This is a genomic window from Mycobacterium simulans (assembly GCF_900232995.1).
Lineage (GTDB): Bacteria > Actinomycetota > Actinomycetes > Mycobacteriales > Mycobacteriaceae > Mycobacterium > Mycobacterium simulans.
Genome location: NZ_OCVX01000007.1, coordinates 318,312 through 344,912, shown reverse-complemented (window position 1 = coordinate 344,912; position 26,601 = coordinate 318,312). Strand labels below are relative to the sequence as shown.

General features: G+C 63.2%; 24 protein-coding genes. 13 read left to right on the top strand and 11 right to left on the bottom strand.

Going from position 1 to position 26,601, the window contains the following annotated elements:
- Nucleotides 1-376: 376 nt before the first annotated feature.
- Genes gmd through MSIMFI_RS23735 form a run of 4 tightly spaced genes read left to right on the top strand, consistent with a single transcriptional unit; the run spans nt 377 to nt 3,858 of the window.
- Nucleotides 377-1,399, top strand: coding sequence for a GDP-mannose 4,6-dehydratase (gmd, locus tag MSIMFI_RS23750; protein WP_186242881.1), 1,023 nt, complete (start codon nt 377-379; stop codon nt 1,397-1,399).
- The gene (locus MSIMFI_RS23745; RefSeq protein WP_191499412.1) at nt 1,396-2,364 is read left to right on the top strand and encodes a GDP-L-fucose synthase family protein; all 969 of its coding nucleotides are present in this window, start codon (nt 1,396-1,398) and stop codon (nt 2,362-2,364) included. The genes gmd and MSIMFI_RS23745 overlap by 4 nt, the downstream gene beginning before the upstream one ends.
- A 34-nt stretch (nt 2,365-2,398) precedes the next feature.
- Nucleotides 2,399-3,133: an FkbM family methyltransferase gene (locus tag MSIMFI_RS23740; RefSeq protein ID WP_191499411.1), complete on the top strand. Its 735-nt coding sequence runs from the start codon at nt 2,399-2,401 to the stop codon at nt 3,131-3,133.
- Nucleotides 3,134-3,153: 20 nt separating this feature from the next.
- Nucleotides 3,154-3,858, top strand: coding sequence for a glycosyltransferase family 2 protein (locus MSIMFI_RS23735; protein ID WP_191499824.1), 705 nt, complete (start codon nt 3,154-3,156; stop codon nt 3,856-3,858).
- A gap of 25 nt (nt 3,859-3,883) precedes the next feature.
- Here MSIMFI_RS23735 and MSIMFI_RS23730 read toward each other — a convergent pair whose 3' ends face one another.
- The 3 genes from MSIMFI_RS23730 to MSIMFI_RS23720 are packed head-to-tail and all read right to left on the bottom strand — an operon-like array spanning nt 3,884 to nt 6,284.
- Nucleotides 3,884-4,744, bottom strand: coding sequence for a glycosyltransferase family 2 protein (locus tag MSIMFI_RS23730; RefSeq protein WP_191499410.1), 861 nt, complete (start codon nt 4,742-4,744; stop codon nt 3,884-3,886).
- Complete coding sequence (locus MSIMFI_RS23725; protein WP_224770404.1) at nt 4,741-5,238, bottom strand: GtrA family protein; 498 nt, start codon at nt 5,236-5,238, stop codon at nt 4,741-4,743. Before MSIMFI_RS23725 ends, MSIMFI_RS23730 begins: the two co-directional genes overlap by 4 nt.
- A gap of 5 nt (nt 5,239-5,243) precedes the next feature.
- The gene (locus MSIMFI_RS23720; RefSeq protein WP_191499409.1) at nt 5,244-6,284 is read right to left on the bottom strand and encodes a glycosyltransferase family 2 protein; all 1,041 of its coding nucleotides are present in this window, start codon (nt 6,282-6,284) and stop codon (nt 5,244-5,246) included.
- Nucleotides 6,285-6,671: 387 nt separating this feature from the next.
- Between MSIMFI_RS23720 and MSIMFI_RS23715 the strand changes: the two genes are divergently transcribed.
- The gene (locus MSIMFI_RS23715; protein WP_186242875.1) at nt 6,672-7,355 is read left to right on the top strand and encodes a TylF/MycF/NovP-related O-methyltransferase; all 684 of its coding nucleotides are present in this window, start codon (nt 6,672-6,674) and stop codon (nt 7,353-7,355) included.
- On the opposite strand, the gene MSIMFI_RS23710 is transcribed toward MSIMFI_RS23715, so the two are convergent.
- The 3 genes from MSIMFI_RS23710 to rfbH are packed head-to-tail and all read right to left on the bottom strand — an operon-like array spanning nt 7,352 to nt 10,187.
- Complete coding sequence (locus MSIMFI_RS23710; RefSeq protein WP_191499408.1) at nt 7,352-7,828, bottom strand: GtrA family protein; 477 nt, start codon at nt 7,826-7,828, stop codon at nt 7,352-7,354. The two genes, MSIMFI_RS23715 and MSIMFI_RS23710, sit on opposite strands and share 4 nt — an antisense overlap.
- Entirely contained in the window at nt 7,828-8,841 is a 1,014-nt protein-coding gene (gene rfbG / locus MSIMFI_RS23705; protein ID WP_191499407.1) for a CDP-glucose 4,6-dehydratase, read from the bottom strand. The genes MSIMFI_RS23710 and rfbG overlap by 1 nt, the downstream gene beginning before the upstream one ends.
- Before the next feature lie 2 nt (nt 8,842-8,843).
- Nucleotides 8,844-10,187 (bottom strand): lipopolysaccharide biosynthesis protein RfbH, encoded by a 1,344-nt coding sequence (rfbH, locus tag MSIMFI_RS23700; protein WP_191499823.1) that lies wholly within the window; start codon nt 10,185-10,187, stop codon nt 8,844-8,846.
- A 176-nt stretch (nt 10,188-10,363) separates the two neighbouring features.
- Between rfbH and rfbF the strand changes: the two genes are divergently transcribed.
- The 7 genes from rfbF to MSIMFI_RS23665 all read left to right on the top strand — a co-directional run bounded on the left by rfbF (nt 10,364) and on the right by MSIMFI_RS23665 (nt 17,974).
- On the top strand, nt 10,364-11,140 hold the full coding sequence (gene rfbF, locus MSIMFI_RS23695; protein ID WP_191499406.1) for a glucose-1-phosphate cytidylyltransferase: 777 nt from the start codon (nt 10,364-10,366) through the stop codon (nt 11,138-11,140).
- An 8-nt stretch (nt 11,141-11,148) separates the two neighbouring features.
- Entirely contained in the window at nt 11,149-12,081 is a 933-nt protein-coding gene (locus MSIMFI_RS23690) for a glycosyltransferase family 2 protein (RefSeq protein WP_224770403.1), read from the top strand.
- 141 nt (nt 12,082-12,222) lie between these two features.
- Nucleotides 12,223-14,004, top strand: a complete 1,782-nt coding sequence (locus MSIMFI_RS23685) for a thiamine pyrophosphate-binding protein (protein ID WP_191499405.1) — start codon at nt 12,223-12,225, stop codon at nt 14,002-14,004.
- Nucleotides 13,997-15,355 carry an enolase C-terminal domain-like protein gene (locus tag MSIMFI_RS23680; protein ID WP_191499404.1) on the top strand — a complete coding sequence of 453 codons (1,359 nt, stop codon included), beginning with the start codon at nt 13,997-13,999 and terminating at the stop codon, nt 15,353-15,355. The genes MSIMFI_RS23685 and MSIMFI_RS23680 overlap by 8 nt, the downstream gene beginning before the upstream one ends.
- Nucleotides 15,340-16,446: a mannitol dehydrogenase family protein gene (locus MSIMFI_RS23675; protein WP_191499403.1), complete on the top strand. Its 1,107-nt coding sequence runs from the start codon at nt 15,340-15,342 to the stop codon at nt 16,444-16,446. The genes MSIMFI_RS23680 and MSIMFI_RS23675 overlap by 16 nt, the downstream gene beginning before the upstream one ends.
- The gene (locus tag MSIMFI_RS23670) at nt 16,443-17,264 is read left to right on the top strand and encodes an inositol monophosphatase family protein (protein WP_191499402.1); all 822 of its coding nucleotides are present in this window, start codon (nt 16,443-16,445) and stop codon (nt 17,262-17,264) included. Before MSIMFI_RS23675 ends, MSIMFI_RS23670 begins: the two co-directional genes overlap by 4 nt.
- Complete coding sequence (locus tag MSIMFI_RS23665; protein WP_191499401.1) at nt 17,261-17,974, top strand: hypothetical protein; 714 nt, start codon at nt 17,261-17,263, stop codon at nt 17,972-17,974. The genes MSIMFI_RS23670 and MSIMFI_RS23665 overlap by 4 nt, the downstream gene beginning before the upstream one ends.
- Here MSIMFI_RS23665 and MSIMFI_RS23660 read toward each other — a convergent pair whose 3' ends face one another.
- Both MSIMFI_RS23660 and MSIMFI_RS23655 read right to left on the bottom strand, forming a co-directional pair.
- Complete coding sequence (locus tag MSIMFI_RS23660) at nt 17,975-18,919, bottom strand: NAD-dependent epimerase/dehydratase family protein (protein ID WP_191499400.1); 945 nt, start codon at nt 18,917-18,919, stop codon at nt 17,975-17,977.
- Complete coding sequence (locus MSIMFI_RS23655) at nt 18,916-20,907, bottom strand: hypothetical protein (RefSeq protein WP_224770402.1); 1,992 nt, start codon at nt 20,905-20,907, stop codon at nt 18,916-18,918. The genes MSIMFI_RS23660 and MSIMFI_RS23655 overlap by 4 nt, the downstream gene beginning before the upstream one ends.
- 83 nt (nt 20,908-20,990) lie before the next feature.
- On the opposite strand from MSIMFI_RS23655, the gene MSIMFI_RS23650 reads away from it, so the two are divergent.
- Nucleotides 20,991-22,553 carry a hypothetical protein gene (locus MSIMFI_RS23650; RefSeq protein ID WP_224770401.1) on the top strand — a complete coding sequence of 521 codons (1,563 nt, stop codon included), beginning with the start codon at nt 20,991-20,993 and terminating at the stop codon, nt 22,551-22,553.
- 5 nt (nt 22,554-22,558) lie between these two features.
- Here MSIMFI_RS23650 and MSIMFI_RS23645 read toward each other — a convergent pair whose 3' ends face one another.
- From MSIMFI_RS23645 to MSIMFI_RS23635, 3 genes are all read right to left on the bottom strand, one after another.
- A complete protein-coding gene (locus tag MSIMFI_RS23645; RefSeq protein WP_224770400.1) occupies nt 22,559-24,433 on the bottom strand; it encodes a hypothetical protein in 1,875 nt (624 codons plus the stop codon).
- A gap of 188 nt (nt 24,434-24,621) precedes the next feature.
- The gene (locus MSIMFI_RS23640) at nt 24,622-25,068 is read right to left on the bottom strand and encodes a hypothetical protein (protein ID WP_191499398.1); all 447 of its coding nucleotides are present in this window, start codon (nt 25,066-25,068) and stop codon (nt 24,622-24,624) included.
- A gap of 18 nt (nt 25,069-25,086) precedes the next feature.
- Nucleotides 25,087-26,574: a glycosyltransferase gene (locus tag MSIMFI_RS23635; RefSeq protein WP_191499397.1), complete on the bottom strand. Its 1,488-nt coding sequence runs from the start codon at nt 26,572-26,574 to the stop codon at nt 25,087-25,089.
- Nucleotides 26,575-26,601 lie beyond the last annotated feature (27 nt).

Genomic DNA, 26,601 nt, shown 5'->3' with positions numbered 1-26,601 from the left:
TCCCCCGAGCGTCCTGACCACCACGCCCCCGCCGCAGCAGGGTTGATTGATTACCCTACTGTGGGCAAGCGGCTGGCTCGGCCCGTGGGCGCTTGGCTACGGAAACGCTGGTGCTACGGCAACACCATTCTTTGCCGGAAAGCCTTGGTGGAACCGGTAACTCGCTCTTCGCGGGATTCGCATCCAGGCTCGGAGGGAGAACCGGGCGTGGCGGAACGGATAGCAGGACCGTGCCCCGTCGAGCACTCATTCACCCTAATCGGCGATGTCCTGTACGTTAAATCCGGGCACAGAGGCGGTCTGGAAGACGCACGCACGCCGTGTCACGCTGACGGCGACACGCCGGGGTGCGTGCACCGACAGAAGTGGGAATCCAGTGAAGCGAGCGCTGATAACCGGAATCACAGGACAGGACGGCTCCTATCTCGCAGAACTGCTACTGAGCAAGGGATACGAGGTCCATGGGCTGATCCGTCGAGCTTCGACGTTCAACACATCGCGGATCGATCACCTCTACGTTGATCCACACGAGGCGGGCGCTCGACTGTTCTTGCACTACGGCGATCTCATCGACGGCACCCGGTTGGTGACGTTGCTCAGCACCATCGAACCCGACGAGGTGTACAACCTTGCGGCGCAGTCACATGTGCGCGTCAGCTTTGACGAACCCGTGCACACCGGCGACACCACGGGCATGGGATCAATGCGGCTGCTGGAAGCTGTCCGGCTGTCCAGGGTGCAATGCCGTTTCTATCAGGCATCTTCGTCGGAGATGTTCGGCGCTTCACCGCCACCTCAGAACGAGCTGACGCCGTTTTATCCACGGTCACCGTATGGCGCGGCCAAGGTCTACTCGTACTGGGCGACGCGCAACTATCGAGAGGCGTATGGATTGTTCGCCGTGAACGGCATCCTGTTCAATCACGAATCACCGCGGCGCGGTGAAACATTCGTGACGCGAAAAATCACGCGAGCTGTGGCACGTATCAAGGCCGGTCTCGAATCTGAGGTCTACATGGGCAACCTCGACGCCGTTCGCGACTGGGGGTATGCACCGGAGTACGTCGAAGGGATGTGGCGAATGCTGCAGGCTCCCGAGCCCGAGGACTTCGTTCTCGCGACGGGGCGTGGGTACACCGTGAAAGATTTTGCGCAGACCGCATTCGATCACGCGGGCCTCGACTGGCAGAAACATGTGAAGTTCGACCAACGCTATCTGCGCCCCACCGAGGTGGATTCGCTGATCGGTGATGCGACCAAGGCCGCGGAACTCCTCGGGTGGAAGGCTTCCGTACACAGTGCCGAACTGGCTCGAATCATGGTGGATGCGGACATCGCCGCCTTGGAGTGTGAAGGCAAACCGTGGATCGACAAGCCGACCCTCGCCGGTCAGGCATGACTACCGACGTTGCGGTCGGCGCCCTTGACCGGGCGGCGTCGGTATATATCGCCGGGCACCGCGGGCTGGTCGGGTCGGCTTTGGTACGCAAGTTCTCCGAAGAGGGATTCACCAATCTTCTTGTGCGGTCACGTAACGAACTCGATCTGACGGATCGCGACGCGACGTTCGATTTCATCCTCACGTCAAGGCCTCAGGTGGTCATCGATGCCGCCGCCCGAGTCGGCGGCATCATGGCCAACAGCACCTATCCCGCAGATTTTCTCTCCGAAAACCTTCAGATACAGGTCAATCTGCTCGACGCCGCCGTGGCAGCGCGGGTACCGCGGCTACTCTTTCTTGGCTCGTCGTGCATCTACCCGAAACTCAGCCCGCAGCCGATCCCGGAGAGCGCGCTACTCACCGGGCCCTTGGAGCCGACCAACGATGCCTATGCGATCGCCAAGATCGCCGGCATCCTTCAGGTGCAAGCGGTCAGGCGCCAGTATGGGCTGGCCTGGATCTCGGCGATGCCCACCAACCTGTACGGACCGGGTGACAATTTTTCCCCATCGGGCTCGCATCTGCTGCCCGCACTCATCCGCAGGTACGAAGAGGCCAAAGCCAGTGGCGCGCCGGAAGTGACGAACTGGGGCACCGGAACGCCCCGGCGCGAGTTGCTGCATGTCGATGACATGGCGAGCGCATGTTTGTACCTGCTGGAACATTTCGACGGACCGAATCAGGTCAACGTGGGTACCGGCGTGGACCACACCATCAGTGAAATCGCCGAGATGATTGCCGACGCGGTCGGCTACTGCGGCGAAACCCGCTGGGACGCAACCAAACCGGATGGAACGCCGCGTAAGCTGTTGGACGTTTCGGTGTTACGGGAGGTCGGATGGCAGCCCAGAATCGCGCTACCTGACGGCATCGAATCGACCGTCGCGTGGTATCGCGATAACGCCGCCTCAGTCAGGCAATGACGAGGCAATGAAGTGCGGATGTTAGTGTGACGCAGTGAATTTGTCGTACCGCGCTCGTGAAATCGTGCGTCGCACCGGTATCGAGGTGTCCCGCTACCGAGCTGACTTAGATTCGAAGCGCAATTTCATGAACCAACTGAAATCACATGAAGTAGACGTCATCCTTGATGTCGGCGCCAACTCGGGGCAATATGGCGCCGGCCTCCGGGCGGCTGGCTTCAACGGCCGCATCGTCTCGTTCGAACCGCTATCGGGGCCATTTTCCCAGTTGGAGCGCAAAGCATCGGCCGATCCTCGGTGGGAGTGCCGACGGTGTGCGCTGGGCGACTCCGACGGAACCATCACGATAAATATCGCTGGCAATGCGGGGGAAAGCAGCTCGGTATTACCGATGCTGAAAAGCCATCAGGACGCGTTTCCTCCGGCAAATTATGTTGGCACCGAGGAAGTACCAATACACCGGCTTGATTCTGTGGTGTCAGAAATTCTGCGACCCGGCGATGCGGCATTCCTGAAAATAGATGTTCAAGGATTTGAAAAGCAGGTGCTGGCCGGTAGCACCTCAACGGTGAATGAACGTTGCGTCGGGATGCAACTTGAACTGTCGTTCCTGCCTCTCTACGAAGGCGGCATGCTCATACGCGAAGCGCTCGACCTCGCCTACTCGCTGGGCTTCACGCTGACGGGGTTGCAGCCCTGCTTTACGGATTTGCGCAATGGTCGAACGTTGCAGGCCGACGGCATCTTCTTCCGTGAGGACGACGAGTGAGTCGCCCGGTAGACGCGCCGCTGTTCTCGATCATTGTCCCGACGTTCAATGTGGCGTCCACCCTGCGCGCGTGCCTCGACAGCGTCAGCAGCCAGACCTACAGCGGCTTCGAGGTGGTCCTCGTCGACGGCGATTCGACGGACGGAACACCCGACATCGCCAATAGCTACGCCCCCGGCCTCGACGGGCGTCTGATCATCCATTCCGGCCCCGACCAGGGCCCCTACGACGCCATGAACCATGGCGTCGGCATGGCCAACGGTACGTGGATGTTCTTCCTGGGCGCCGACGATGCGTTGTACCAGCCGGACACCCTGGCGCGGGTAGCCACCTTCATCGGCGAACACGAGCCCAGCGACCTGGTCTACGGCGACGTGATCATGCGCTCAAAGTCAACCCGCTACGCCGGCGCCTTTGACGTGGACCGTCTGCTATTCGAGCAGAACATCTGCCATCAGGCGATCTTCTACCGCCGCAAGCTTTTCGAAACCATCGGACCTTACAACCTGCGCTACCGGCTGTGGGCTGACTGGGACTTCAATATCCGCTGCTTCTCCAACCCCGCGCTGGTTACCCGCTACATGGACATCGTTGTTGCGAACTACAACGACACGAGCGGGCTCAGCAAGAAAGAGGACGAGGAGTTCAAGAAGCGGCTGCCCGTGTTTATCGGGCCGTCCGCCCTGGAGGTGCTTCGCCGAAAGCTACCCTCTCGGCGGAAGTGATCAACTCCTGACGGTCGCCGCCGGCTCAACGGCTGCCGCTGAGTGCGTCGGCCCGCATGCGCCGTCCCAGCCAGCGGTACACCCCGCGCCGGGCGACCGCGTTCGCTCGAGCTCTCACACCGCAAACCAGCAGATCGCGGCGATTGAGTAGCCCGGGGTGCGCAGCGGCGAATTCGCGGCTGAAACCGATCGCTTGGTCCGCTTGAGCACGCACCAGCCGCACGCTCCATTGAGATTCGCTGACCCGGAACGCGGCAAGAGACCGAGGAACCGCTACCAGGTTGCCGCGCAGCAGCACCGCACAGTAGGTCGCCTGGTCGATGAGATACGGCAAGCGACCGTCCCAACCGCCAGCGTCGACGAGGGCGCGGCGCTTGAACAAAACCGAGGCGGGTTCGCCGAAAATGTTCGTGCCGGCCAGAACGGTCCGCCGGATGGCTTCGGTGCCGTTGACCTCGCCGCGTAGTCCCGCCAATCCTCGGTTGCGCAACACCGGCGTTCCCGCAGCGTCGATGACGTCCCTGGCGCTAGCGGCCATCACCGCCGAAGGGTGTGCATCCAGTGCCGCGACCTGCGCTGCCAAGCTGTCGGGAAAAAGCAGGTCGTCGCCGCACACCAGTTTTATGAACTCGCCGGCGGCCAGGTCGGTCACGGCGTTGAAGTTCGCCGGAGCCCCACCGCCAGAAGCCAAGCGGCTCAAGCGAACCCGCGGGTCCGCGGTGAATTGCTGCAGCGTCTCCCAGGTGCCGTCAGTGGAGCTGTGATCGGAAACCACCAACTCGAAATCGCTGAAGGTCTGCGCGAGAATCGATTCCATTGTGGCAGCGATGAACTCAACGCTGTTGTATGCGGGGACGACAACGGATACCCGCGGCGTGACAGTCAAGCTTGCTGATGCTCAGCCATGCCGAGCTCAGCTGCGCTGCGGCGAAACGAGAAGCCCCGGTGGGCAAACCAGCTGTACACCACCGTCACCCCGGCAATGGCGAACTGCGACACCAACACTGGCCACCCGAGCACTTCCACCAACACTGGCAACACGGCGAAATTGAACGCCAGAGTCGAGAGGTTGACCAGCTCGAACCGGCACAGATCGCGCAACACATGACCGGTTACCCGGAACACGAACCTGCGGTAGAGGACGAAGGCGCACAGCACGGCGCCGACGTGTGCACACGTCAATGCGCTCATGTAGCCGACGGGTCCGCGCGGAAACAGCCACAGGAACAAGATGAACCAGAACCCTCCGAATGCGGTGTTCATTCCACCGACAATGAGAAAGGCGATCCTCTGGTCCCGGATCAACCGAAATAGCGGGCCGGGAACGCCCGTCATCCCCGCTGGCGGACGAACTTTGTCCGCATAGGTCTCGACAGTCATGGCACTCAACTAATCGGCAGGTGATCTGCCGCCGAGAGCACGGCGCCAACGGACACCGCCGGAACCGGCACCGTCGGCGCAGCCGGCACCATCGGCACGGCGACGTCGGCCGAACTGACGGTTTCGCGGATCATGAACAGCGGCCGGCCTTTGCTCTGGTCGTACAACCGGCCGAGATAGGCGCCGATGGCGCCGAGCATCAGGAACTGCATGCCGCTGAGCAGACCCAGCGCGGCCATCAGCGAACTCCAGCCGGGAACGGTGTGTCCCAGCACCGCGCCCACGCTCGAGTAGATCGCGAAGAAGAATCCGACCGCCGCCATGATCCAACCGAGCGTCATCGACAGCTTCAGCGGTGCGACCGAGAAGCCGGTAACGGCGTCCGACGCGAACCGCACCATCTTGGTGAACGGGTACTTGCTCTCCCCCGCCACTCGGGCCCTGCGGTCGTAGACCAGCGGCACCTGCTTGCCGCCGATCCAGGCAACCATCCCGCGGACGAAACGGTGGCGCTCGGGCATCGCCATCAGTAGGTCGAGCACATTGCGTGTGATCAAACGGAAATCACCTGTGTCACAGGGGATATCAACCTCTGTTACGCGGCTAAGACCCCGGTAGAACACGCTCGCGGTGGTCCGCTTGAACCAGCTCTCGCCCTCGCGCTGGCGCCGCTGGCCGTAGACGACGTCGGCGCCCTGGTCCATCAACGCCATCATGTCGGGCAAGAGCTCCGGCGGATCCTGCAGATCGGCATCGATGATCAGCACGCGCTCGCCGCGGCATACGCTCAGGCCCGCTGTAAGCGCAAGCTGGTGACCGTGGTTGCGCATCAGACGAACCGCGACAACCCGCGGATCCTCCGCCGCCGCCTTCGACATGACCTCCCAGGTCAGGTCACGAGAACCATCGTCAACCAAGACGATCTCGCTGGTTCCCCCCAACGAATCCAGTACCTCCCCGACCCGGCGCAGGAACTCCGGCAGCACTGCCTCCTCGTCATAGCAAGGGGCCACCACCGAGACTGCCGGGCGACATAAAGCAGTCATGGCCGTTAATCTAATTCTCAGGTTCGCCTGGCGGGGGGCTTTCGCGATTATCGCCCGGCGAATTCACCCAGTGCTGACGTGGCTGTAACCGGCGCGAGCCGATATGGGCTTGTGAGCTGGGGAAATCCTTCGGCGATCGGCGTGGCGCGGCGGCGGCGCCGGTAGCTGCGGCCTTGATCGGGTCGGCCCCAGTAGCAGCACACCAGTACCACTTCTCGTCCGTCGGCGGGCTCCCTGCCACCAGGTCAGGTCCCGGCCCCGTATCGTCGGGAGATAGTTGCACCTCGGCGAAACTGCAGCAGTGACCAAGCCACGGGGAGATCAATGCGAAGCTTTATTCAAAATCTGCCGCACCCGATTGCCAATACCCTATTTATGGCACGGCGGATGCGGACCAGCTTCTACGAGGACGGGCTTTTCACCACAACCAACGCAGACTTTCGCAAGACAGAGCACTTCAAGCGCGTCTACGCGGCCGCGAAGGCCACCGGCTCATTTGGCAGGTGGAACGTCCGTTGGCGTATCCATGTACTGTGCTGGGCCGCCAATCACGCGTCCGCCATCGACGGCGACTTCGTCGAGTGCGGGGTTGACCACGGCGGTACAGCGATGGCCGTCATCACGCATACCGACTTCGACCGGCTGGGGAAACGCTTCTGGCTGCTCGACACCTTCCAGGGGTTCGACCGCGCCCAGCTGACGCCGGAGGAGGCGTCCCACGCCGGCTACATGGACTACCCCGACTGCTACGAACGCGTCAAGAAGAACTTCGCCGGAATGGATTTTGTGCGGCTGGTTCGAGGCGCCGTTCCAGATACTCTGGAAAATGTCACCAGCGAGAAGATCGCTTACCTGCACCTCGACATGAATTGCACTGCGCCGGAAATCGCTGCGCTTGAGCACTTCTGGCCGAAGATTTCACCTTTTGGCATTGTCATCATGGACGACTACGGGTGGCCCCGCCATTACCAACAGAAGATCGGTTACGACCGCTTTGCCCAAGATCGGGGGCTTCAAATTCTTCGGCTCGCTACCGGCGGGCAAGCGATTCTGATCAAGCCGCCCAGCTAGTCCAAGGTGTCGGTAACGCCGCGCCGGAACGAGAAGTGGCGGTGGCCGAAGTAGCTGAGCAACGTGGTCGACGCCACGATGATTGCCTGCGCCGGGATGCGGTGCAAGCCCAGCTCGACCAGCACGGGCAAGGCGACGGCGTTGATGGCCAACGCGGTTAAGTAGACGCTCTCGAACCGAGCGAGATCACGCAGCACGTGTCCGGAGACGCGGAACACGAACCTTCGATGCATTACGAACGCGAAGAGAACGGCCAACACGTGCGAGATGCCCACGGTTACGAGCGATCCCGCGACCCGGCCAAACTGGTGGTCAACCAGGTGGCCCACCGTCTCCGAGCATGCTACGAAGATCCCGAACCCGATGACGGTGTTGATCGCCCCGACTATCAGGAATGCCACGCGCTGGTCGCGGACGAGCCGGATCAGCGGCCCCGGCGGCGCCGACTCGGGGGGCAGATCGAATTCGGTCATCAGAGGCTTTCGAATGCGGCGATCTGCTGGCGGGTCACCGTGAGCGGGTCGGCACCGGCGTGCACGCGCCGCGCCCAGTCGATCGTCCAGGTCACGGCATCGCGAAAGCCGAGCCGATTTCGCCAGCCCAGTTCGCGTTCGGCCTTACCGGCATCGAGAGCAAGCAGGTTTGCCTCGTGCGGGTGGTCACCGGGTTGGCGGTCCCAGTGCGCGCCGCCGCCCCACAGCTCGGCCGCGAGCGTAGCGACCTGGCCAACCTCAACGAAGCTGTCGCGGCCGGGCCCGAAGTTCCACTGGCCCAGCCCGGAACCGGCCAACAACGCGTCGGCGAGGGTCAGGTAGCCGTTGAGACAGTCGAGTACGTGCTGCCACGGGCGCACACTGCGCGGGAACCGCAACAGCGGCGCCCGGCCATGCGCATAGGCGGCCACCAGGTCCGGCAACAGCCGATCGTGACTGATGTCGCCGCCACCGACTACGTTGCCACCCCGGGCAATTGCGGTGGGAACGCCGGGAAAACTGCGAATCCACGACTGGGTTAGCAGATCGGCCATCGCCTTCGACGCACTGTAGGGATCGTCACCACCCAGGGGGTCGGTTTCGACGTAACCGGCCTCCTGATCGACATTTCGGTAGACCTTGTCGGTGGTGATCACGACGTGCGCACGCACCGACGGGGTGGCCGCGACGGCCTCCAGCACGTTGAGCGTGCCGAAAGCGTTGGTCTCATAGGTGTATCGCGGGTTGCGATACGACTCGCGGACCAACGACTGCGCGGCCATGTGCACAACAACATCCGGGGCAGCCGCCTTTACCGCCGCCGAAGTGGCCTCCGCATCGCGGATATCCACCCGGAAGTCACAGACAAGCTGGTCGGCCAGCCCCGCCCGATCGAACAGGCTGCCCTCGTCCGGATCCAGGGCCAGGCCTGACACCTGATGTCCGCGGCTCAGCAGCAGCAGCGTCAGCCAGGGCCCCTTGAACCCGGTGTGCCCGGTGACCAGATAGTGCACGGCTATCGTGCGGCCTCGGCCATGTATTCGCGGATGGAATCGGCCACAAAGTCGAGCATCGGTCCGGTGAGCCCGGGGAAGGTCCCCACCCAGAACGTCCGGTTCATCACGATGTCGGTGTTGGTCAGGTCCCCCACGATCCTGAAGTCGACGTTGCGGTAGGCCGGCTGCTTGACGAGGTTGCCAGCAAACAGCTGACGGAAGCCGATCTTGCGCTCGTCGAGGAACTGCATGAACTTGGTGCGATCCGCCGGATGCTCAGGATCGAGGGTGATCGGGAAGCCGAACCAGGAGGGGTCCGACTTGGGTGTGGCCACCGGCAGAATCAACCCGTCGACACCGGACAGTCGCGACGTCAAATGGGCGAAGTTGTCCTTGCGCGCCTGGACGAATCCGTCGATCTTCGCTAGCTGCGACACACCCAACGCGGCTTGCATGTCGGTGGCCTTCAGGTTGTAACCGATGTGGCTGTAGATGTATTTGTGGTCGTAGCCCTTCGGCAGATCGCCCAGTTGCCACTCGAACCGCTTCTGGCAGGTGTTGTCGTTGCCAGGCGCGCAGTAACAGTCCCGGCCCCAGTCGCGGAACGACTCGACCTGCTTGCGAACCAGCGCCGACTTGACGAACACCGCGCCGCCCTCACCGGTGGTGATGTGGTGTGCGGGATAGAAGCTCAGGGTCGCGGTGTCGCCGAAACTGCCAGTGCGCTTGCCGTCGTAGGTCGAGCCGAGCGCGTCGCACGAGTCCTCGACCAGCCAGAGGCCGTGCTCATCACATAACTCCTGCACGGTGTCCAGGTCGAATGGGTTGCCAAGCGTGTGCGCCATCATGATCGCCCGCGTCTTGGGCCCGACGGCCTCGCGAAGCCGCTCCGGTATGGCGTCGTAGGTGCCCAGCTCGATGTCGACGACGACCGGTCGCAACCCGTTTTGGATGATCGGGTTGACCGTGGTGGGAAATCCGGAGGCCACGGTGAGCACCTCGTCGCCCGGTTCGAGCGGCCGTTTCCCGAACCTCTTCTTGTTCTTGCCCAGCTTTGGGCTGGTCAGCGCGCTCAGGGCACACAGGTTGGCGCTCGACCCGCTGTTGACGAAGACGGCATCGCGGGCTCCCACATACCGAGCGAGAGCGCGCTCGAATTGCGGATGGAACCGGCCCGCGGTTAACCAGCCGTCCAGGGACGCGTCGACGAGTGCAGCGAAGTCTTCCGGGTCGAGTACTTTGCCCGACACCGGGACCGGTGTGGTGCCGGGAACGAACTCGGATGTCGCGAGCTTGCGCTTCGCATAGCGGCGAACCGCCGCGAGGATATCGTCGCGATCCTCCTCGAGCCCGCCCTCCCCGATGTCGGTATCGAGTCTTGAAATGAGATCTCCTCAAGAGTGTGTAATTCATATAGTATGCAGCGCTCTCGCAAAACCTCGCCGGGCGCTTGGCGGCATTGCTAGTGTGTCACCTGCGCGACGCCGCGTCAGCGAAACCGCGCTGGGGGAACAAGCGCAATGAGATTGGACGACCCGTCATGAAAGCAGTGCTCCTCGCGGGCGGCCTTGGCACGCGTATGCGTGAGGAAACCGAGTTCCGCCCCAAGCCGATGGTCGAGGTCGGAGGCCGTCCGGTGCTGTGGCACATCATGAAAATCCTTGGCCACTATGGATTCTCGGATTTCGTAGTGTGCACGGGCTACAAGAGTGAGTACATCAAGAATTACTTTTCGAACTACGGGGTCGCCAACCTGGACTTCACCATCACCCTCGGTGACCAGTCGAGCATCCGGTACCACGGTTCCCATGCCGAGTTCAACTGGCAGGTCACCGTCGCCGACACCGGCCTGAACACGATGACGGGCGGCCGGATCAAACGCATACAGAAGTACGTGGGTGATGAGACATTCCTGTGCACCTACGGTGACGGTATCGCCGACGTCGACATCCACGCCCTGCTGGAATTCCACCGCGCGCACGGCAAGCTCGCCACCGTTACGGCAACGCAGCCGATGAGCCGGTTCGGGGTCATCGACCTCGACCAAGACGGCGGGGTCGCCACGTTCCGGGAAAAGCCCAAGGCCGAAGACTGGATCAACATCGGCTACTTCATTTTCGAGCCGGCAGTTTTCGACTACCTGGATGGCGACGAGACCGTACTGGAGGACAAGCCGCTGCTCCGGCTGGCCGAAGAGCGCCAGATCGCCGCGTTCCCCCACCACGGTTTCTGGCAGCCAATGGATACTTTCCGGGAATCGCAACTGCTCAACAGTCTGTGGGACAGCGGAGAACCGCCGTGGAAAGTGTGGGAGTAGGTGTGGCAGTGAAGAAAAAGATCGCTGTGATCGCTCCCGCCTACAACGAAAGCGAATGCGTCGAGGAACTAGCTCGCCAGCTCGCGAAGGTGTTCGACTCAGAGCCGGAGTACGACTTCGAGGCGATCATCGTGGAAAACGGCTCGAGTGATGACACGATGGACAAGCTGCTCGCCATCCACGAGGCAGACCCCCGATTCAAGATCTTGCAACTGGCCCGCAACTTCAGGATGGACGGCGGTCTGACCGCCGGCCTCAATGTGGTCGACGCGGACGCCGTCGTGCTCATGACCGCCGACCTACAGGACCCACCCGAATTCATCCCGGAGATGATCCGCGCGTGGGAGCAGGGCTACGAGAACGTGTACGGAGTAGTCACCGAGCGGACTGGCACCGGCCCTATTCGCCGGATGAACTCGCAGCTGTTCTATTGGCTGGCCGGCAGGCTCACACACGACCGAATAACCAGCAACGCCAGCGACTTTCGCTTGGTCGACCGCAAAGTCTATGAAACGGTTCGGTCGATGAACGAGCGCAACCGTTTCGTCCGCGGTCTGTTCTCCTGGGTTGGCTTCAAGTCGATCGGTCTGCCGATGAAGCGGGCGCCCCGCTTCGCCGGGGATTCCAAGGCGTACACGCTCACGGTGCTCGATCTAGCGGGGAAAGGCATCCTCGCCCACTCTTACGTGCCGCTGCGTCTTATTACGCTCACGGGTTTCTTCCTGAGTGCCATCGCGGCAGTCGCCGTCTTCGTGCTCGCAGCGCGATTCGTTTTGTACGGGGTGCCCTTCCCCGGATTCGGTTCGCTTATCTGCGTCATGCTGATCGGGTTTGGGGTAGTTGCCTTGCTACTCGGGGTCGTAGGCGAGTACCTCGCGCTCATTTACGAGGAAGTAAAAGAACGACCCAATTTCATTATTTCTAGGAAGGTCGGCATATGACCGCGCCTGACAATTCACAGACCAGTCGATCAGCCAGGAGAGACTTAATCCATTGAGCCCGTCCGACGGATGTTGCCGCGCGTGGACAGCGGTCGAATGCGGGGCGACGAAGCAGGATTCAACGCGCACGAGGGTCCAGTGATGAGCGTCATGACTGTCGCCGACCTGCTGATCGCACGCATAGCTCATGATGGCGTCGACACCGTTTTCAGCGTGACAGGCGGCGGGATCATGTTTCTAGTCGACGCGATCGCGCGCTCGCCGGACGTGAGGCTAATATCCACCCACCACGAGGAATTCGCCGGCGTCGCCGCCGACGGATATGCGCGCTCTGGCAAACCTTACGGTGTTGCCATCGGCACCACTGGCCCTGGCGCGGCGCACTTGTTCACCGCCGTGGCGGCTGCCTGGCAGGATAGTTCGCCCGTCCTGTTCATCGCCGGCCAGGTCAAATCCGCGGATGCTTCGACCATTCAGGGGCTTCCGCTTCGCCAGAACGGCACTTTCGAGTTTGACACCACCCGCGCTTTCGCGCCCATCTGCAAACACGTGGTGGTGCTCCGATCCGCCGAGACGGCGGCCGAGGAAATCGAAACCGCCCTCCGCATCGCCCAGGAGGGACGACCGGGGCCCGTCCTTATCGAGATACCCCTCGACGTGCAGGGCGCCGCTGCGCCTGCGCATCGCCGATCACCGCCTTCCGCCAGTGCCACCCGATCCACGGAGGCCGACGCCGCGCCCGCGCGCGCGGCGCTCGACGCCGCATTGGGCGATGCAAAACGCCCACTAGTTCTCATGGGGATTGGTGTCGTTCGCGCGGGCATCCGGGGCGCGCTTTTGAAGGCGCTCGAAGCCGCCGGCCTTCCTTATATATGTACGCAGTTCGGACGCGAAGCGGGCCGCCGCGACGACCCCCTCTACCTTGGCTCCCCCGGGATCAAGTCCAACCGCTCGGCGAATCTCGCACTCATGAATTGCGATCTGCTGATTGCGATCGGTACCAGCCTGCATCAGCAGGTGATCGGATGGGATGCAGCGCAATTCGCCGACTCGCCGTCCCGCAAGATCTGGTTTGAATGCGACCCGGACACGCTCGCCGCGCGCCGGGCGCTCGTCGACGACGCCTTCGGGCTGTCGGCACAGACTGCCGCCGACACGTTGATCGCGGCGCTCAGCGGCGCCGAGTCGGCGCGCTGGAATGAATGGCGAACGATTTGCGGCGAGTGGCGCGAGAAATACTTGCTGCCCTATCCCGCACATGCCGAAGTGCCCGGCCGAATGTGCCTTTACCGCGCGGTCTCCTCGCTGGACGCTCGCGCGGATCGTTTTTCGGCCGCGGTTACCGATGCGGGCATCGTCTGGTATGCGCTGGCGCAGCACTATTTCCCTGCCGACGGCGCACACTACATCTCGTCAGGGTCTTTTGGCGCGATGGGTATGGCGCTGCCCCTGGCCATTGGCGCGGCCGCCGCCACGCGCAGGCCTGTTCTGGCGGTCACTGGCGATGGATCCGCGATGATGTGTGTCTCCGAACTGGCGACGCTCAAGGCGCAGAGCCTTCCGGTGCTGTATGTGATCAACAACAATGACGGCTACGTCTCCATCCGCTCCACGCACGATCGCTATTTCGAGGGCAGAAAGCTCGGCACAGACGGATCGAATGGCGTCTTCATTCCCGATTACGCATCGCTGGCCGCGACGTTTGAATTGCCCTACCGCAGCGCGCGGTCGCCGGCCGAACTCGACAAGGTGCTGGACGAATTGTTGCTCCCAGGCCTTTCCGGTCCGATCGTGCTGGAAGTGTTTACGTACGTCGATCAGGCGGTGGAACCGCTTGTGGCGTCGCGCCGCAACGCTGCAGGCCAGTTCGTCAGTGCATCGCTGGCCGACATGGCTCCGCCGATCGAAGCGGCCCATGTCTGAGACCGTGACGTCTGAAGCGCTGGCGGCGGCCCTGACCAACTTCCGGTTCGAAGCGGGCCAATGGCGTTTCGTCGATCTGCGCTTCGACATCCCACCCCGATCTTTCGGCAGTGACGCCATCAACCCGCACACGCAGTATTCCAACCCGGTGGCGATTGCGGAGCGCGACGCAGGTCCAGCGGTCGGCGCCTCGTTCACGCTCGGCGCCGGCAACGAGATGATCTGCGCCGGCGCGGAATTCATCGTCAACGAACTCGACGGATTCACCGTCGGCGACCTTATGGCGCGTGGACGCGGGTTCTACGAAACCCTGACCAATCCCCTGCAGCTGCGCTGGCTTTCGCCGAATGCGGGCTTGCCATTGATGGCCGGCGGATTGGTGGTGAACACGCTGCTCGACGCCGCCTCGAAATCCGTGGGTCTGCCGACGTGGGAATTTCTCGCGCGGCTGCCGACCGACGTTCTGATGAGCCTGATCAACCTGCGCCATCTCGACGAGCGCTATGATGCGGCAACCGTGCGCCGGGTTCTTGACCTGGGCCTCTCCGACATCGACGCGCGTTGCGCCCGTCTGAAAGCGGAAGGTTTGCCGGTCTATTACACGACTTGGATCGGCCATGACGCTGAAACGATTGCGAAGCAGATCGTCGCCCAGCATCGCGACCGCGGCATCACCATGTTCAAGATAAAGATCGGCAGCGACATCGAAGGCTTTGCACTGAAGCTGTCGCACATACGTCAGCTTGTTCCAGAAGGGATCGATCTTTGTGTCGACGCCAATCAGACGCTCGACGCCGACGAGGCGCGGGCGTGGCTGCGACTGCTGTCGGACCAAGACGTCAAATGGCTCGAGGAGCCGTTCGCGCCCGACAATGTCCGCTTGTTCGGAGATCTCGCGCGATACAAGCAGGACAACGGCCTGTCTTGCGAAGTCGTGACCGGCGAAAACTGCCCCAATCACTTCACTGCGTCGGCGCTCATCGATGGCGGTATTGATCGCTTCCAGGCCGACCCGTGCCGCATGCTCGGTCTCGTCGACGCGATCCTTGTGACGATCGTGGCGGCGCTGCGCAATTGCACGGTGACACCGCATGCCGGCGGCTCGGGGCTCGACGAACTCTCGCCGCACATCCAACTATTCAATCTGGCGCGCATCCGAACCGACTTGGAGCCTTCTGCTTCGTTGACGGAAAATGTAGGTTTCTGCTCCCGGTTCTTCACCGCTCCGACCATCGTGCAGCAGGGGCGGGCGTTGGCGCAGCAGGCCCCCGGTTTTCTGGTCGGGCTGGAGACCGGCGTGATGCAGCGCGTACGCAGCTACAAGGAGGGCCCTTCGTGGCTAACGCTCTGATCATCGGCTGCGGCGCGATCGGCCGCGGCTTTGTTCCCTGGATCCTGCCGAACTTCGATGTCGATTTCTACGACGCCGCGCACGACCTGGCCGCGGGGATTTCCGCGCAGGGCGGCTACAGCACTTATATGAGCGATGGCGAGAGCCTGTCGCACATGCGGGTGAGGCCGCGAAAGGTTACGGCTGATTTCGGCGAGCTCAACCCGGCCGACTACGACATCGTCTTCATTTCCGTCGGGCCGCGAAACGTGGAGCGGCTGCCGGCCGGGGTGTCGCGAATCGCCTGCCCGATCTACAGCCTCGAGAACGATCCGATCACCGTCGACTGGATCAAACGGAGCTATGGGATGGAGGCGGTCTATTTCGGCGTGCCGGACGTCATCACCTCATCGACAGCCGCGCCCGAAAACCTCGCCAAGGATCGCTTCGCGATCCACACCGAAAACGGCGTCATGTACCTGCAGCACAGCGACCGTGTGTCCGACAGTCTGAAGGCGGCGCTGCCGGACGTGAAGTGGCTGCCTGTGGAACGACTGAACCAGGAATGGGACGCGAAGCTCTACATCCACAACACCCCGCACTGCATCGCGGCGTATCTCGGCTTCATGGCGGGATGCACCTACCTGCACGAAGCGCTGGCCAAGCCGGAGATCCGCCGCGTGGTCAACGGGGTGATCGAGGAACTGCTCTACGCCCTCAAGGTCACGACCCACTATGACCACCATTTCATCGAGTCCTATGCCGAGAAAGAGGTCCGGCGCTTCTCGAACAGGCTGCTTTTCGATCCGGTCAGCCGCGTCGCCCGCGAGCCGATCCGCAAGCTGCATCCCTCCGGCCGTCTCACCGGGGCCCTACGACTACTTCTGTCTTCCGGAGTCCGGCCGGTCTATCTCACGATCGGCATCGGTGCGGCGCTGCACTATATGGCGAAGGACGACAAGGACTTTCACCAGCTGTCGCATCTTGATGAGTTTGGCCTGCCGGCCTTTTTGAAATACCATCTGTCGCTGCGGCCCGACTCGCTTGAATCCCGTTACATCGAAAAGTCTTTCGCGGGCGTCAGCGCCTATCTTCGTCGGGAGCTCGCATGAGTCTGCTGTCCCTCGCCGCGCAGGTTTGCAACGTGTTTGGCGCCGACGGAGATAACGCGCTGAGAATGGTGCAGAAAGTCAAGGACGATCAGGCGCGCGATGTCGTGTCGGCGCTGGATCAGCGCCTCCACGCAACGGCGGCGGCCTATGTCGTTGACTGCATGCCCGGCTGCAGCCTCCTCTCGGAAGAAGGCGCCGCGTCCGGGGACGGTCTCGCGGCGCTCGCGCAAGGCGAATGGCTTGTGGTCGATCCCCTGGACGGATCGAACAATTACGTCCTGTCACTGCCTGGCTATGGGTTCATGGCCGCCTATGTCGTCGGCGGTGTCGTCGCCGGTTCCGTTGTGGTTCTGCCCGAGCACGACATTTACCTGGTTTTCGAGTGCGGCGAGCTATTGATGTCCCAGCCTTTCGCGCCGCCGGCGGCGGCGGCCTCGGCGCCGATCTACTACGCCTACCCGCCCCGCCTGTCCGAGGCGGGGCGCCGGGCACGCGCGGAGCTACTCGATCTCGTTGATCGGCGGTCGGCCGGGCTGTACCGCTACGGATCGGCTTGCATAGGTGCGTACAACCTGCTGCGCGGTCGGCACCGCGCGTTCATCGGTCATAACGTGCGCGTGTGGGATGCCCTTGCCTATTTCCCGCTGCTGGATTGGTTCCGCTTGCCTGCCAGGTATCACCTTGGCGCGTCCGGCCTGACGCTGATCGCGGGGTTCGATGAAGAATTTGTCGATGAAGCTTGCACGGTCATATCCGCCAATGAGGCGATCACGTTCGAGGCGGTCGCCCGTGAGACAAAACTGGTGATCTCGACATGAGCCAAGCGCTTGTCCTGTTTTGCGGCGGCCCGCCCATCTATTCAGGTGTGCCCAAGCCGTTACAGACTCTGCCCACGGGCGAGACGCTACTTGAACGCTTCCTGCACCACGTTGAGCCGCGGGTCCCCAGGGATGTCGTGATCCTTTGCGACTCCGCCTTCACGGCGGAATATGAGGCGGTCGCCGCGCGTCTGGCCTACTCCGCTGCCCTTCGGGTGCACGCCTGCACGGATGGATCCACCACGCTGACCAAACTCAGCGAGTTCCTCGACTCCGGATATCCAGCCGACCGCGTCGTCGAGTTCAGCTATCCAGACGTATTCGTGGCGGGCGACATCGTGACGCCCGCGGATGACGATCCGCGGCTCGTCGATGGCGTCTTCATCAGTTACACGCCGATCTTCTCCCGCTTTCCGCGCCTGGTGGTCGACGCGTATGACGGTGAGGTAAAAGGCATTTCGAATCACACCAGTCCCGTTCCCGCAAATCCGCTGCACGTCTTCGGCGGTCACCTGGTAGCGGGCGTCGGCGTGATCAAGTCGCTGCTGGAGGCATTTCTAGCCGAGACAATGCTGCCGTCGCCAAGCCTGGAATTCGACATGTTCTACTGGCTCATCAACACGTCGCGCATGCACACGATGGCGATCGGCGGCAGATGGGTTCAAGCCGATTCTCCGCGCGAAATCGCGGCGGTCGTGAGCCAGTTCTGATCACGCCCGGCTGAGCACGCCACGGGCGGTGATCTCGATTTGACGATCAAGCGGCGCGCTCGCCAAACCCCACCGCTGGCATCGCCGGTCCCAATCCTGGCCGTCGGAGTGATACCGATCTGGGTCGCGAGCATCGACCTCGCCACGACTGATCGGTGCGCCGGGGTGGACTACCGCAGCCACCCGCGATGCCAGTTCGGCCATTTCCACCAATTCTCCGCCGCTGTCGATCGTGGCCGGCCCGACGCCCCCCTCGGCGATGCCCACGGCGAGTAACTCTTCGGCGAGCACGTAGCGGCGAAATACCGGACGGCGCGCCATGATTCGAATGGCTCCCGCGTCAGCGTGTTGGATCATCGAACCTAGTGCGTAGCCTTGCGGCTTCTGCACGTGGGCACCGGAGATGCTCCAGGCCCGCGCGACGACCGGAACGGCCCCACTCTCGGAAGCGGCCTCGGCGAGGCGACGCTCGGCCTCACGCTTGAGGTAGCCGTACGGGTTGTCCTCGATCGGGCCGCTTAGCGCGTCGCGCGGGTAGACGCCCGCTCCGCTGGAGACCGTAAGCGCGAGGCGTACTCCGGGTAGCTGCGTCGCGTGCACCAGACGGTCGGTGAGGGCGCGGTTGGCCGCGACGAACTCGTCCAGCGGCATGTCGGCAACGCGGTCCCGGGTGAGAAACGCGCAGTCCAGTACGACGGTCGGCGCGAATTCGGCCACCTCATGCTCGTCCCACTCGCGGCACACGATCTCAAGGTCACCGACCCGGATGGCCCGGGACCGGCTCGCCAGCGCCAGCGTGGGCAGGCCCAGCGGGCCGAGCAGGTCGAGGGCGGTCCTGCCGAGCCAGCCCGACGCGCCGGTGACGAGTACCCGGTCTTTGATCCGATCACTGCCGAGTGCCCGCTCCGCCAGCAGGCGCGCACCCGCACTCACCAAATCCGTCACGACCCAACGCCCATCTCGAAGAAGCGCAGCCGGGCGCGTACACCGTCCTGGCCCAGACTTCGGGTCCTGCCGATACCAACGGTGTGGGCGTGGATATCCAGGTTCGTGCCGTCGACCGAGGACGGGCTGACGACGAGAAATGGTTCGGCCGCATTTTTGGCGATGAGGCGATAGCTCACCCCGTCGAGCACGACCGTGAAGGTGGTCAGTGGAGCGACGGTGCCTTGGAAGATCCGGTCGACAATGGTCGGCTCCAGATCTACCGCCACCAGGATGGCCATATCCGCCCGGCTTGGCGTCGGGACGCTGACCGAGTTGTTGTTGTCGACATGGACTTCCGACAGCGGGGTAAGCGGTCCGCAGCGGGGGCGGCTGTGGGTGAACAACGCCCAGTGGTTCTCCACACCGCTGAGCGTGTAATTGCACAGCAGCGCACGCGAATACAGTGGCGACTCCTGCGTGCCGAGCCGATTGTCGATACCCGTGGCAGGCAATTTCGCGGAAACGCGGGATAGGACAAACGCGGGCCCGTCGGCCCCCGATGCAGCCAACGCATCGCTGTTGAGTTTGTCGAGCGACGGCGTGTACGCCGAGTACGTCGCGAACACCGGCGCGGGACGCCACGCGAGGTCGTAGGCCCACACGACCGATGTCTCGTCGGGGTCGACGTGGACCGTTTGTGAGCCAATGGTTTTGATGAAGCGCTCCGGAACCGCGTCGGTCGCACGCTGCCGCGCCTTGGCGCGTGCGATGCGTTGCTCGACGCGACCGGGCACCGCCAGCGTTATTAGGCGGTCGATCGATTGCACGGGCCCCTGCACCGCAGCCACGACACGCTGGCCGACCTGAGGCGCCCCGTAATTGAACGCGAATACGAACACGACCGCGGTCAGCACCCACGCACGTTGTCGTATCCGGACGCCAGGGGCCAGCGCCACCGCAACAACGATCACGCCTAGCAACATGCTCAAGTGGTATATGTCGAAGCGTCCGAACGCGCTCTTCAGGGTGATCAGGGTCAACAGGCCCACGAGCAGCGCGAAGCCGCGGGGAATGCGCGGGCCGCCGCGCACAAATATCACGCACAGCACCGCAATCCACGCAAGGCTCAACAGGATCGCCGGGACGGCATACCGCGTGAGGGGTACGGCCTGCGACTCGTTGTACCCGGACAGGATGTCGGCGCTGAACCTGAACCAGCCGGGCAGGTCCCCCAGTTGCTGGCCCGCGAGCACCCACCAGAAGAGCGTGGACGCCGCGAACGCCGCCAACGTTGTGCAATGGCGAATCACGGCCCTCCAGCCGAGCAACATCGATGCGGCCAGTGCGAGGACCAAGACGGTCAGGCCGGTGTTGAATTTCACCAGGAGCTGTAACCCAGCGACCGCACCGAGCACAGTGCACGTGACAAAGATGGTCGAACGCTTGGGATCCTGCTGCAACATCGGGACCGACGCCCAAGCCAACGACGCCAGGATGACCAGCTCGGGGTACATCATGCCCAACGACGTTCCGTGACCCACCTGGAGAATGGCGGCTAACCCGGTGGCGAAAAACGCGCCAATGAGCGACGTCATCGGCGCACAGCGTTGCCGCAGCACCGCCGCGATGCCAAGGAATAGTGCGGCTACGACGGCGAACTGGTAGACCGTGGCAAGCATCGATTGGTCGAACGCGTAGTAGGCGGTGGTTTGCAGGTATCCGAGGGGGCCATAGGTGAACACCAGGTCGGGCCCCCAGAGGATGTGCCGGACCGGGGCTAACGCGACGACAGCCTCCCACGACGGATCGAGACCGACGCCGGCGTCGACCGAGGAGTGCGGCGCGATGGTCAACGCGGCGATCACCGCCGCGAGAGCTTGTTGCCAACGCGCGGAGCCCCACGTTGTGGTTGAACACCACGTCCTCATGCGCTGCAAGCGCTCTGCGACCATCACCGAAAAATAGCAATTCGGGATGATGTCGTTGCGGATCTGGTTCCGGCACACCGCTTTCTCCGCCACGTTAGGCTTGGGCCGGCCACGGAGGGGAGGAACTGACCATCAGCAATATTCACGCGCGGCCCGCAGTCTTGAACATCGCGGTCGCGGCTGGGCTGGTGGTAGCCACCGCTATCCTGCGCAGCCAGGCGATAACGGCGTGGGGCCTTTTGAACCCTGACGAGGCAGAGCTGATGGTCCAGGCGCGCGCCGCGCTCGTATCTCCGGTCCCGTTCAGCACCTGGATAACCGGGACCACCGGCCCCTACTGGGTGCTCTTCCTCGCCGGTCTCAGCATGCTCGGCGCGCCGTTGACGCTGGCCTTCGCTCACCTGTTGGCGGCAGTTCTGTGGGCGCTCGCCGCCGCCGCGCTATTTGTCGCCGCGTCCCGGGTGATCGGCCGTGGACCCGCAATCGTCGTCACTTTGGTGTGGTGGTTTCCGGTCGCGACAACATTTCTCGTGGGCGATCCGGTGGATTTCGGTGCGCTAAGTACGGAGTACCTGCCGACGCTGCTCATCGTGGCGTCGGCGCTGGTACCACGCGAACAACTGGCGGCGCGACCCTGGTTGTTCGGCGTCCTCGGTGTGTTGGCCGGCCTCGCGGTCGGCGCAAAGTATCAGCTCGCTCCGGTCGCACTCGCCTTCGCGGCGGCGCAGCTGATCGTGCTGCGTCCAAGCGCGAGGCACGTCGTCGTGTCGCTGCTGTGGTGGATCGCGGGCGCCGTACTGCCAGTGGCGGCGATCGTGCTGGTGATGGTGGCCTCGCCAGCGACGAACTGGGCGCTGGTCGAGCAGACCTTCACGTTCATCGCGTCCTATGGCAGCGGCCGTTCTCAGCTGCAGCGGGTCACGAGCACCTTCACCGCGCTTATCAGGCCGTGGGCGTATCAGCTGGTCACGCTCGCCGGCCTAATCTGGTTGAGCCGATTCAGCGATCGACGATCCAATCTGGCCCGCGTCGTCCTTGTGGCGGGTGGATTGACGGCCGTGCTGATCGGAGGCATGGGCTACCCGCACTACCTCATCGCGTTTTTCGGAGCGGTCGGCCTGGCCGCCACCATGCCGGTGAAAATGCCGGTCAAAATGCGGCTCAAACCAGACGCCCGCCTGCGCCCACAGTGGTTACTGCCAACCGCGCTGGCCTTAGTGATGGGCTTGGCGGCGGCCGTCGTGCTTATGGTCGGCTACACCCGCGCCCGTTGGGCACCGCTTCCGCCTCAGGCGGTCGTCGCTGCGTTCTCTTCCAATTCGGTCAACCGCGACCCCACACTGGCGCGCGCCTGCCCACCCGGGTTGCCAGCCGTTGTCTGGGGCTGGGCCGCCGAACTCTACATCGCGCAGGACTGGCAGAGCGCTATGCCGTACCTTAACGCGGCGGCTCTGAGCTGGAGCCCTGCCAATCGAGAGGCCGGCGAGCCGATTGTCCGCGCCGGGATCGACCGGGCGGCCTGCATCCTCGACGCGACCGGCATGATTCGCCCCAATTGCCCTGTCGACCGTCCCGATCAACTGGTAACCTTCTGCAGCTCGGCGAAGTTCTCGCTACCGCGCGCCTACCCGCAACTTGCCGAGTTGATCGGGAGGCAATTCCATACCGTGCCCATCACCGGCCGCTGTGACGGCTGTACGCTCTACGTGCGCAACTCGTCCTGAGCGGTTTACGACCCGACACGCATCTCGTAGAAGCGCAGTCGTGCAGTGACCAAGGGCTGATTTACGTTGATGGTGCGGCCGACACCGACGGTTTGGGCGTGAATCTGCAGATTCGTGCCCGCGACCGAAGCCGGGGTGCTGACCAGAAATGGCTCAGCCGCGTTCTTGGCAATGAGGCGATACGTGACCCCGTCGACCACAAGCGTGAAGGTGGTCAGCGGCAAGACTTTTCCCTGGAACAGCCGGTCGTTGAGAGTCTGATCTAGATCGATTCCCACCAGGACCGCTCTGTCCGGTCCGCTCGGAGCGGGAACCTTGATCGCCTCTTGCTCCTTGACAGAGACCTCCGACAGCTTGGTGAGGGGTCCGCAGTGGGGGCCGGTGCGGGCGAAGAGCGCCCAGCGGTCCTCAATGCCGCGCAGGGTGTAGTTGCACAGCAGCGCACGCGAATATTTGGGCGATTCTTGGACGGCGAGCCGGCCGTCGAGGCCGATAGCCGGTGAGACCGCCGATAACCGGGACAGCACGAATTGCGGCCCCTTAGCAAGTGATTCGCCATTCAGGTCATCGAGCATCGGTGTGAGAGCCTGATAGGTCTGGAAGACCGGCGCCGGGCGCCACGCCAGATCGTAGGCCCACACGGCCGAAATCTCTTGGGGGTCAATGTGAACCGTCCCCGACCCGATGGCGGCGAGAAAGCGGTCCGAGATTGCGTATAGCGCACGCTGGCGCGCCTTGGCTTGTTCGATTCGCTTTCCGACATGACCCGGTAGGGCGAGCGTGGCCAGGCGGTCGACCGCTTCCCCAGGTGCCCGCATCGCCAACATGGCGCGGTCCAGGACCGCGGCTGGCCCGCCAAGATTGAGCTCGAACACCAAAGCGACCGCGACCGCGGCCAGCACCACAGCACGGCGGCGATCGCGGGGCCAAGGGGTTATGACCAACGTAACGACGATCACGCCGAGCAGAATCGCGAAGTGCCAGGGTTCGAACCGCCCGAACGCAGCCTTGCCGGCGATCAACGTCACGAGGCCGGCGAGCGCCAGGTAGCGGCGCGGTATCTCCGAGCCGCCCCGCGCAAACAATCTGCAGAGCGCCACGATCCAGGCGACGCTCAATACGATCGCGGGTAAGGCCCACCGTGGGAGCGGCGCGCTGGACATCCCGTCGATGTAACCCGATGCGATCGCCTGGCTGGACCGGAGCCAGGCGGGCAGGTCCCCGGGTCGTTGGCCGGCGAGAACCCAGCAGATGAGGGTGGACGCCGCGAACGCGCCCACCGTTGCGCAATGCCGACCGACAGCTTTCCAATCGAGCAGCACCGACAGGGCAAGCGCGATGGCCAGGACAGCGAAGCCGGTGTTGAACTTCATCAGCAGCTGAAAGCCTGCAACCGTGCCGAGCGTGAGGCAGGTGGTGAGCACTGCCGACCGCCTGGGCTCCTGCTGCAACAGGGGCACGCTCGCCCACGCGAACGCCGCGAGAACCACGAGCTCGGGGTACATCATTTCCGTCGAAGAAGGAGCTTTGAAAGCTAGGCCGTGGCCGACCGACAGGACGGTGACGATGCCGGTCGTGACGAAAGCGCCGATGAGCGATGTCATCGGCGCGTGGCGCTGCCGCAGGACCGCCGCGATGCCGAGGAACAGTGCGGCAATGATAGCCACCTGGCAGGCCGCCGCGAACAGCGACTGACCGAACGTGTAGTAGGCACTGGTGCGCAGGAATCCGAGGGGGCCGTAAGTGAATACGAGCTCAGGACCCCACGCAATGTGTTGGACCCGGGCCAGAGCGAGCCCAGCCTGCCAAGATGGGTCGAGCCCGATGCTAGCGTCGACCGACGACTGTGGCCAAAAGATGAGACCAGCGATGACGGCCACAAGACTACGCTGCCAACGGGCGGAGCCCTGCTTTGTTGTCGAGATCCACGTTCGCACTTGCCCCGATGCCCTCGCGGGATACCGAAGCACCCGCCCCAACTTGGCCGCGCGTTGCACTGGGCTGTCTGAATCCGTCTGCGGCACAGACGCTTTCTGCGCAGCCGGCGAGATTTCACCATGGATCGTCACTAGAATTCCCACGGGCTCGGGACATGCACCATCTGCCAGGTCCCACAGTTTTGGGTCAGGAACGCGGTGTCATCCTCATGGATTTCGACTATCTGCGAAACACCGCTCATCCGGCTATCGATGATGTCGCTTGCATCAAGGCTGCGTAGCCGCGCCCAATAACACATCGCCCCACCAGCATTGCGATACCTGCCCGGCATAATGTCCGCGTAAACCAGATACTTGCCGTCGTTGTCGATGACGCTCAAGGAACTGCCGTAGTCGTCGATCACGGCCTTGGGCGCCGTAGCCGGCGGTGGCTGGTGAGCCGCCGCTTGACTGGGAGGCGGCGCAACTGTAACAGGCTGCGTGACAGTCACAGTGGAGGCTGTGGTGTGCGTAGCGCCTCCGCACGCCGCAAGCAGTAGCGCAGTGGCAACCAGTGCAAGGCTCTTGAGTAGGCTCATTGGCAGCTCCAATTCACCTCAACAACACAGCTTTTCGCGCCCAACTCCGCCGCGGTACCCGAGTCCGCGTCGGCGCGTGAGCCGTGCGGCTGCTAGCGCTGCCAGCCCGCCGCCGGTCCAAAGTAACATCGGCCGCCGCATGGCGAGCCCGTACCAGTGCAGATAGGCAGGGAGCCAACCCACCAGATCGAACTTGCTTGTGCCGGCAGTTCGGTCATGCCAACTGCTGGGGACCTCGTCGATGCGATAGCCCAGCAGGTGCGCCTTTGTCGTTAGCTCGAGCCCGACTTCGAACCCACGCACGCTCTCCACTGGAACGTCCTCGAGAAATCGCCGGCTGTATGCGCGAAAATTCGTGGTGGCATCGTGGGTCGGCAGCCGACCCACGTAGTGCAGGCTGAGCCCCGCGGTCCGTGACATCAAAGTCTTCAACCGCGGTCCGCCATGCTGGGAGCCGCCGGACATATACCGTGACCCGCTGACGACGTCGGCTCCGTCTTCCCGAATCTTGGCCGCCATCAATGGAATTGCCGAAGGGGGATCCGACAGGTCGGCCATGCTGGTGACGACGACGTCACCACGCGCGGCCGCGAAGCCGGCGATCAGCGCATTTGCCACACCTTTGCCCAGCGAGTTCCGGACCAGCCGCACGGTGGTTGGCTTGTCGGGCATGGCGGCAAGTGCCGGCAGGGTGGTGTCCTCGTCGAAGTCGTAGCACACGAGCAGTTCGTGTGGTGTGTCCGCTAGCGCCTCCGTGAGTCGCCTGATGCAGATTTGAATATTCTCACCCTCGTTGTACACCGGGATGACGACACTGATCAGGCGCTCGTCATTGGTCTTCGATCGCGGCTTCTGCGCACGGATCACGAACTGCCTGCCGAAGATCGGCCACGCCATCTTGGACCCCAGATACAGCTGCACCAAGATCGGTGCTTGCGGCAACGGCGACGACGACGTGTACGGCAGGAATCGGTCGTACGACTCAACGATGTCGAACTGATTGAACTCGAGTAGCTCAATCAGCGAACGATCACTGATCGGCACCGCATGATCCCAGAAGTCCCAATAATCGCCGGGGACGAAGCGAATATTCGGACCCATTGCGATTAAATGCCCGCCCGGCTTGAGCACCCGGCGTGCCTCGGCGATTGTCCGCTCAACCTCCGCCTTGGTCTGCAGATGCTCCAACAAGTTGCTGGTGAAGACGACGTCCACCGAGCCGTCCTCGAGGAAGCCAAGGTCGTCGGCTCGGCCCTCGTGGAACTCGACCCCAGGCTCGAGCATGCCGGCACTGTCCGGATTCAGATCAACGCCGATGCGACGCGCCGCACGCACGTGATTCAGGAATTCGCCATACCCACAGCCCAGGTCGACCACCGTATCGCTGCGCCTGATCCGGGCTTGGAAGAAGTTGCGAACCAAAACATCCCAGATCGCAGATCGCGACTCCCGTGCGTGTCCGAAGCGATTGCGGTAGAGCTGCTTAAGGTCGGGGTCACCTCGCATGTCGTCCTTGTGGGTAGCACCGACCCA

Bases quoted from the DNA above. Each gene is read 5' to 3' on its own strand.
- MSIMFI_RS23685 (WP_191499405.1), top strand. From the start codon at position 12,223: ATGAGCGTCATGACTGTCGCCGACCTGCTGATCGCACGCATAGCTCAT.
- MSIMFI_RS23710 (WP_191499408.1), bottom strand. From the start codon at position 7,828: ATGACCGAATTCGATCTGCCCCCCGAGTCGGCGCCGCCGGGGCCGCTG.
- MSIMFI_RS23725 (WP_224770404.1), bottom strand. From the start codon at position 5,238: ATGACTGTCGAGACCTATGCGGACAAAGTTCGTCCGCCAGCGGGGATG.
- MSIMFI_RS23720 (WP_191499409.1), bottom strand. From the start codon at position 6,284: ATGACTGCTTTATGTCGCCCGGCAGTCTCGGTGGTGGCCCCTTGCTAT.
- MSIMFI_RS23670 (WP_191499402.1), top strand. From the start codon at position 16,443: ATGAGTCTGCTGTCCCTCGCCGCGCAGGTTTGCAACGTGTTTGGCGCC.
- MSIMFI_RS23680 (WP_191499404.1), top strand. From the start codon at position 13,997: ATGTCTGAGACCGTGACGTCTGAAGCGCTGGCGGCGGCCCTGACCAAC.
- MSIMFI_RS23665 (WP_191499401.1), top strand. From the start codon at position 17,261: ATGAGCCAAGCGCTTGTCCTGTTTTGCGGCGGCCCGCCCATCTATTCA.
- MSIMFI_RS23635 (WP_191499397.1), bottom strand. From the start codon at position 26,574: ATGCGAGGTGACCCCGACCTTAAGCAGCTCTACCGCAATCGCTTCGGA.
- MSIMFI_RS23715 (WP_186242875.1), top strand. From the start codon at position 6,672: ATGCGGACCAGCTTCTACGAGGACGGGCTTTTCACCACAACCAACGCA.
- MSIMFI_RS23640 (WP_191499398.1), bottom strand. From the start codon at position 25,068: ATGAGCCTACTCAAGAGCCTTGCACTGGTTGCCACTGCGCTACTGCTT.
- rfbF (WP_191499406.1), top strand. From the start codon at position 10,364: ATGAAAGCAGTGCTCCTCGCGGGCGGCCTTGGCACGCGTATGCGTGAG.
- MSIMFI_RS23745 (WP_191499412.1), top strand. From the start codon at position 1,396: ATGACTACCGACGTTGCGGTCGGCGCCCTTGACCGGGCGGCGTCGGTA.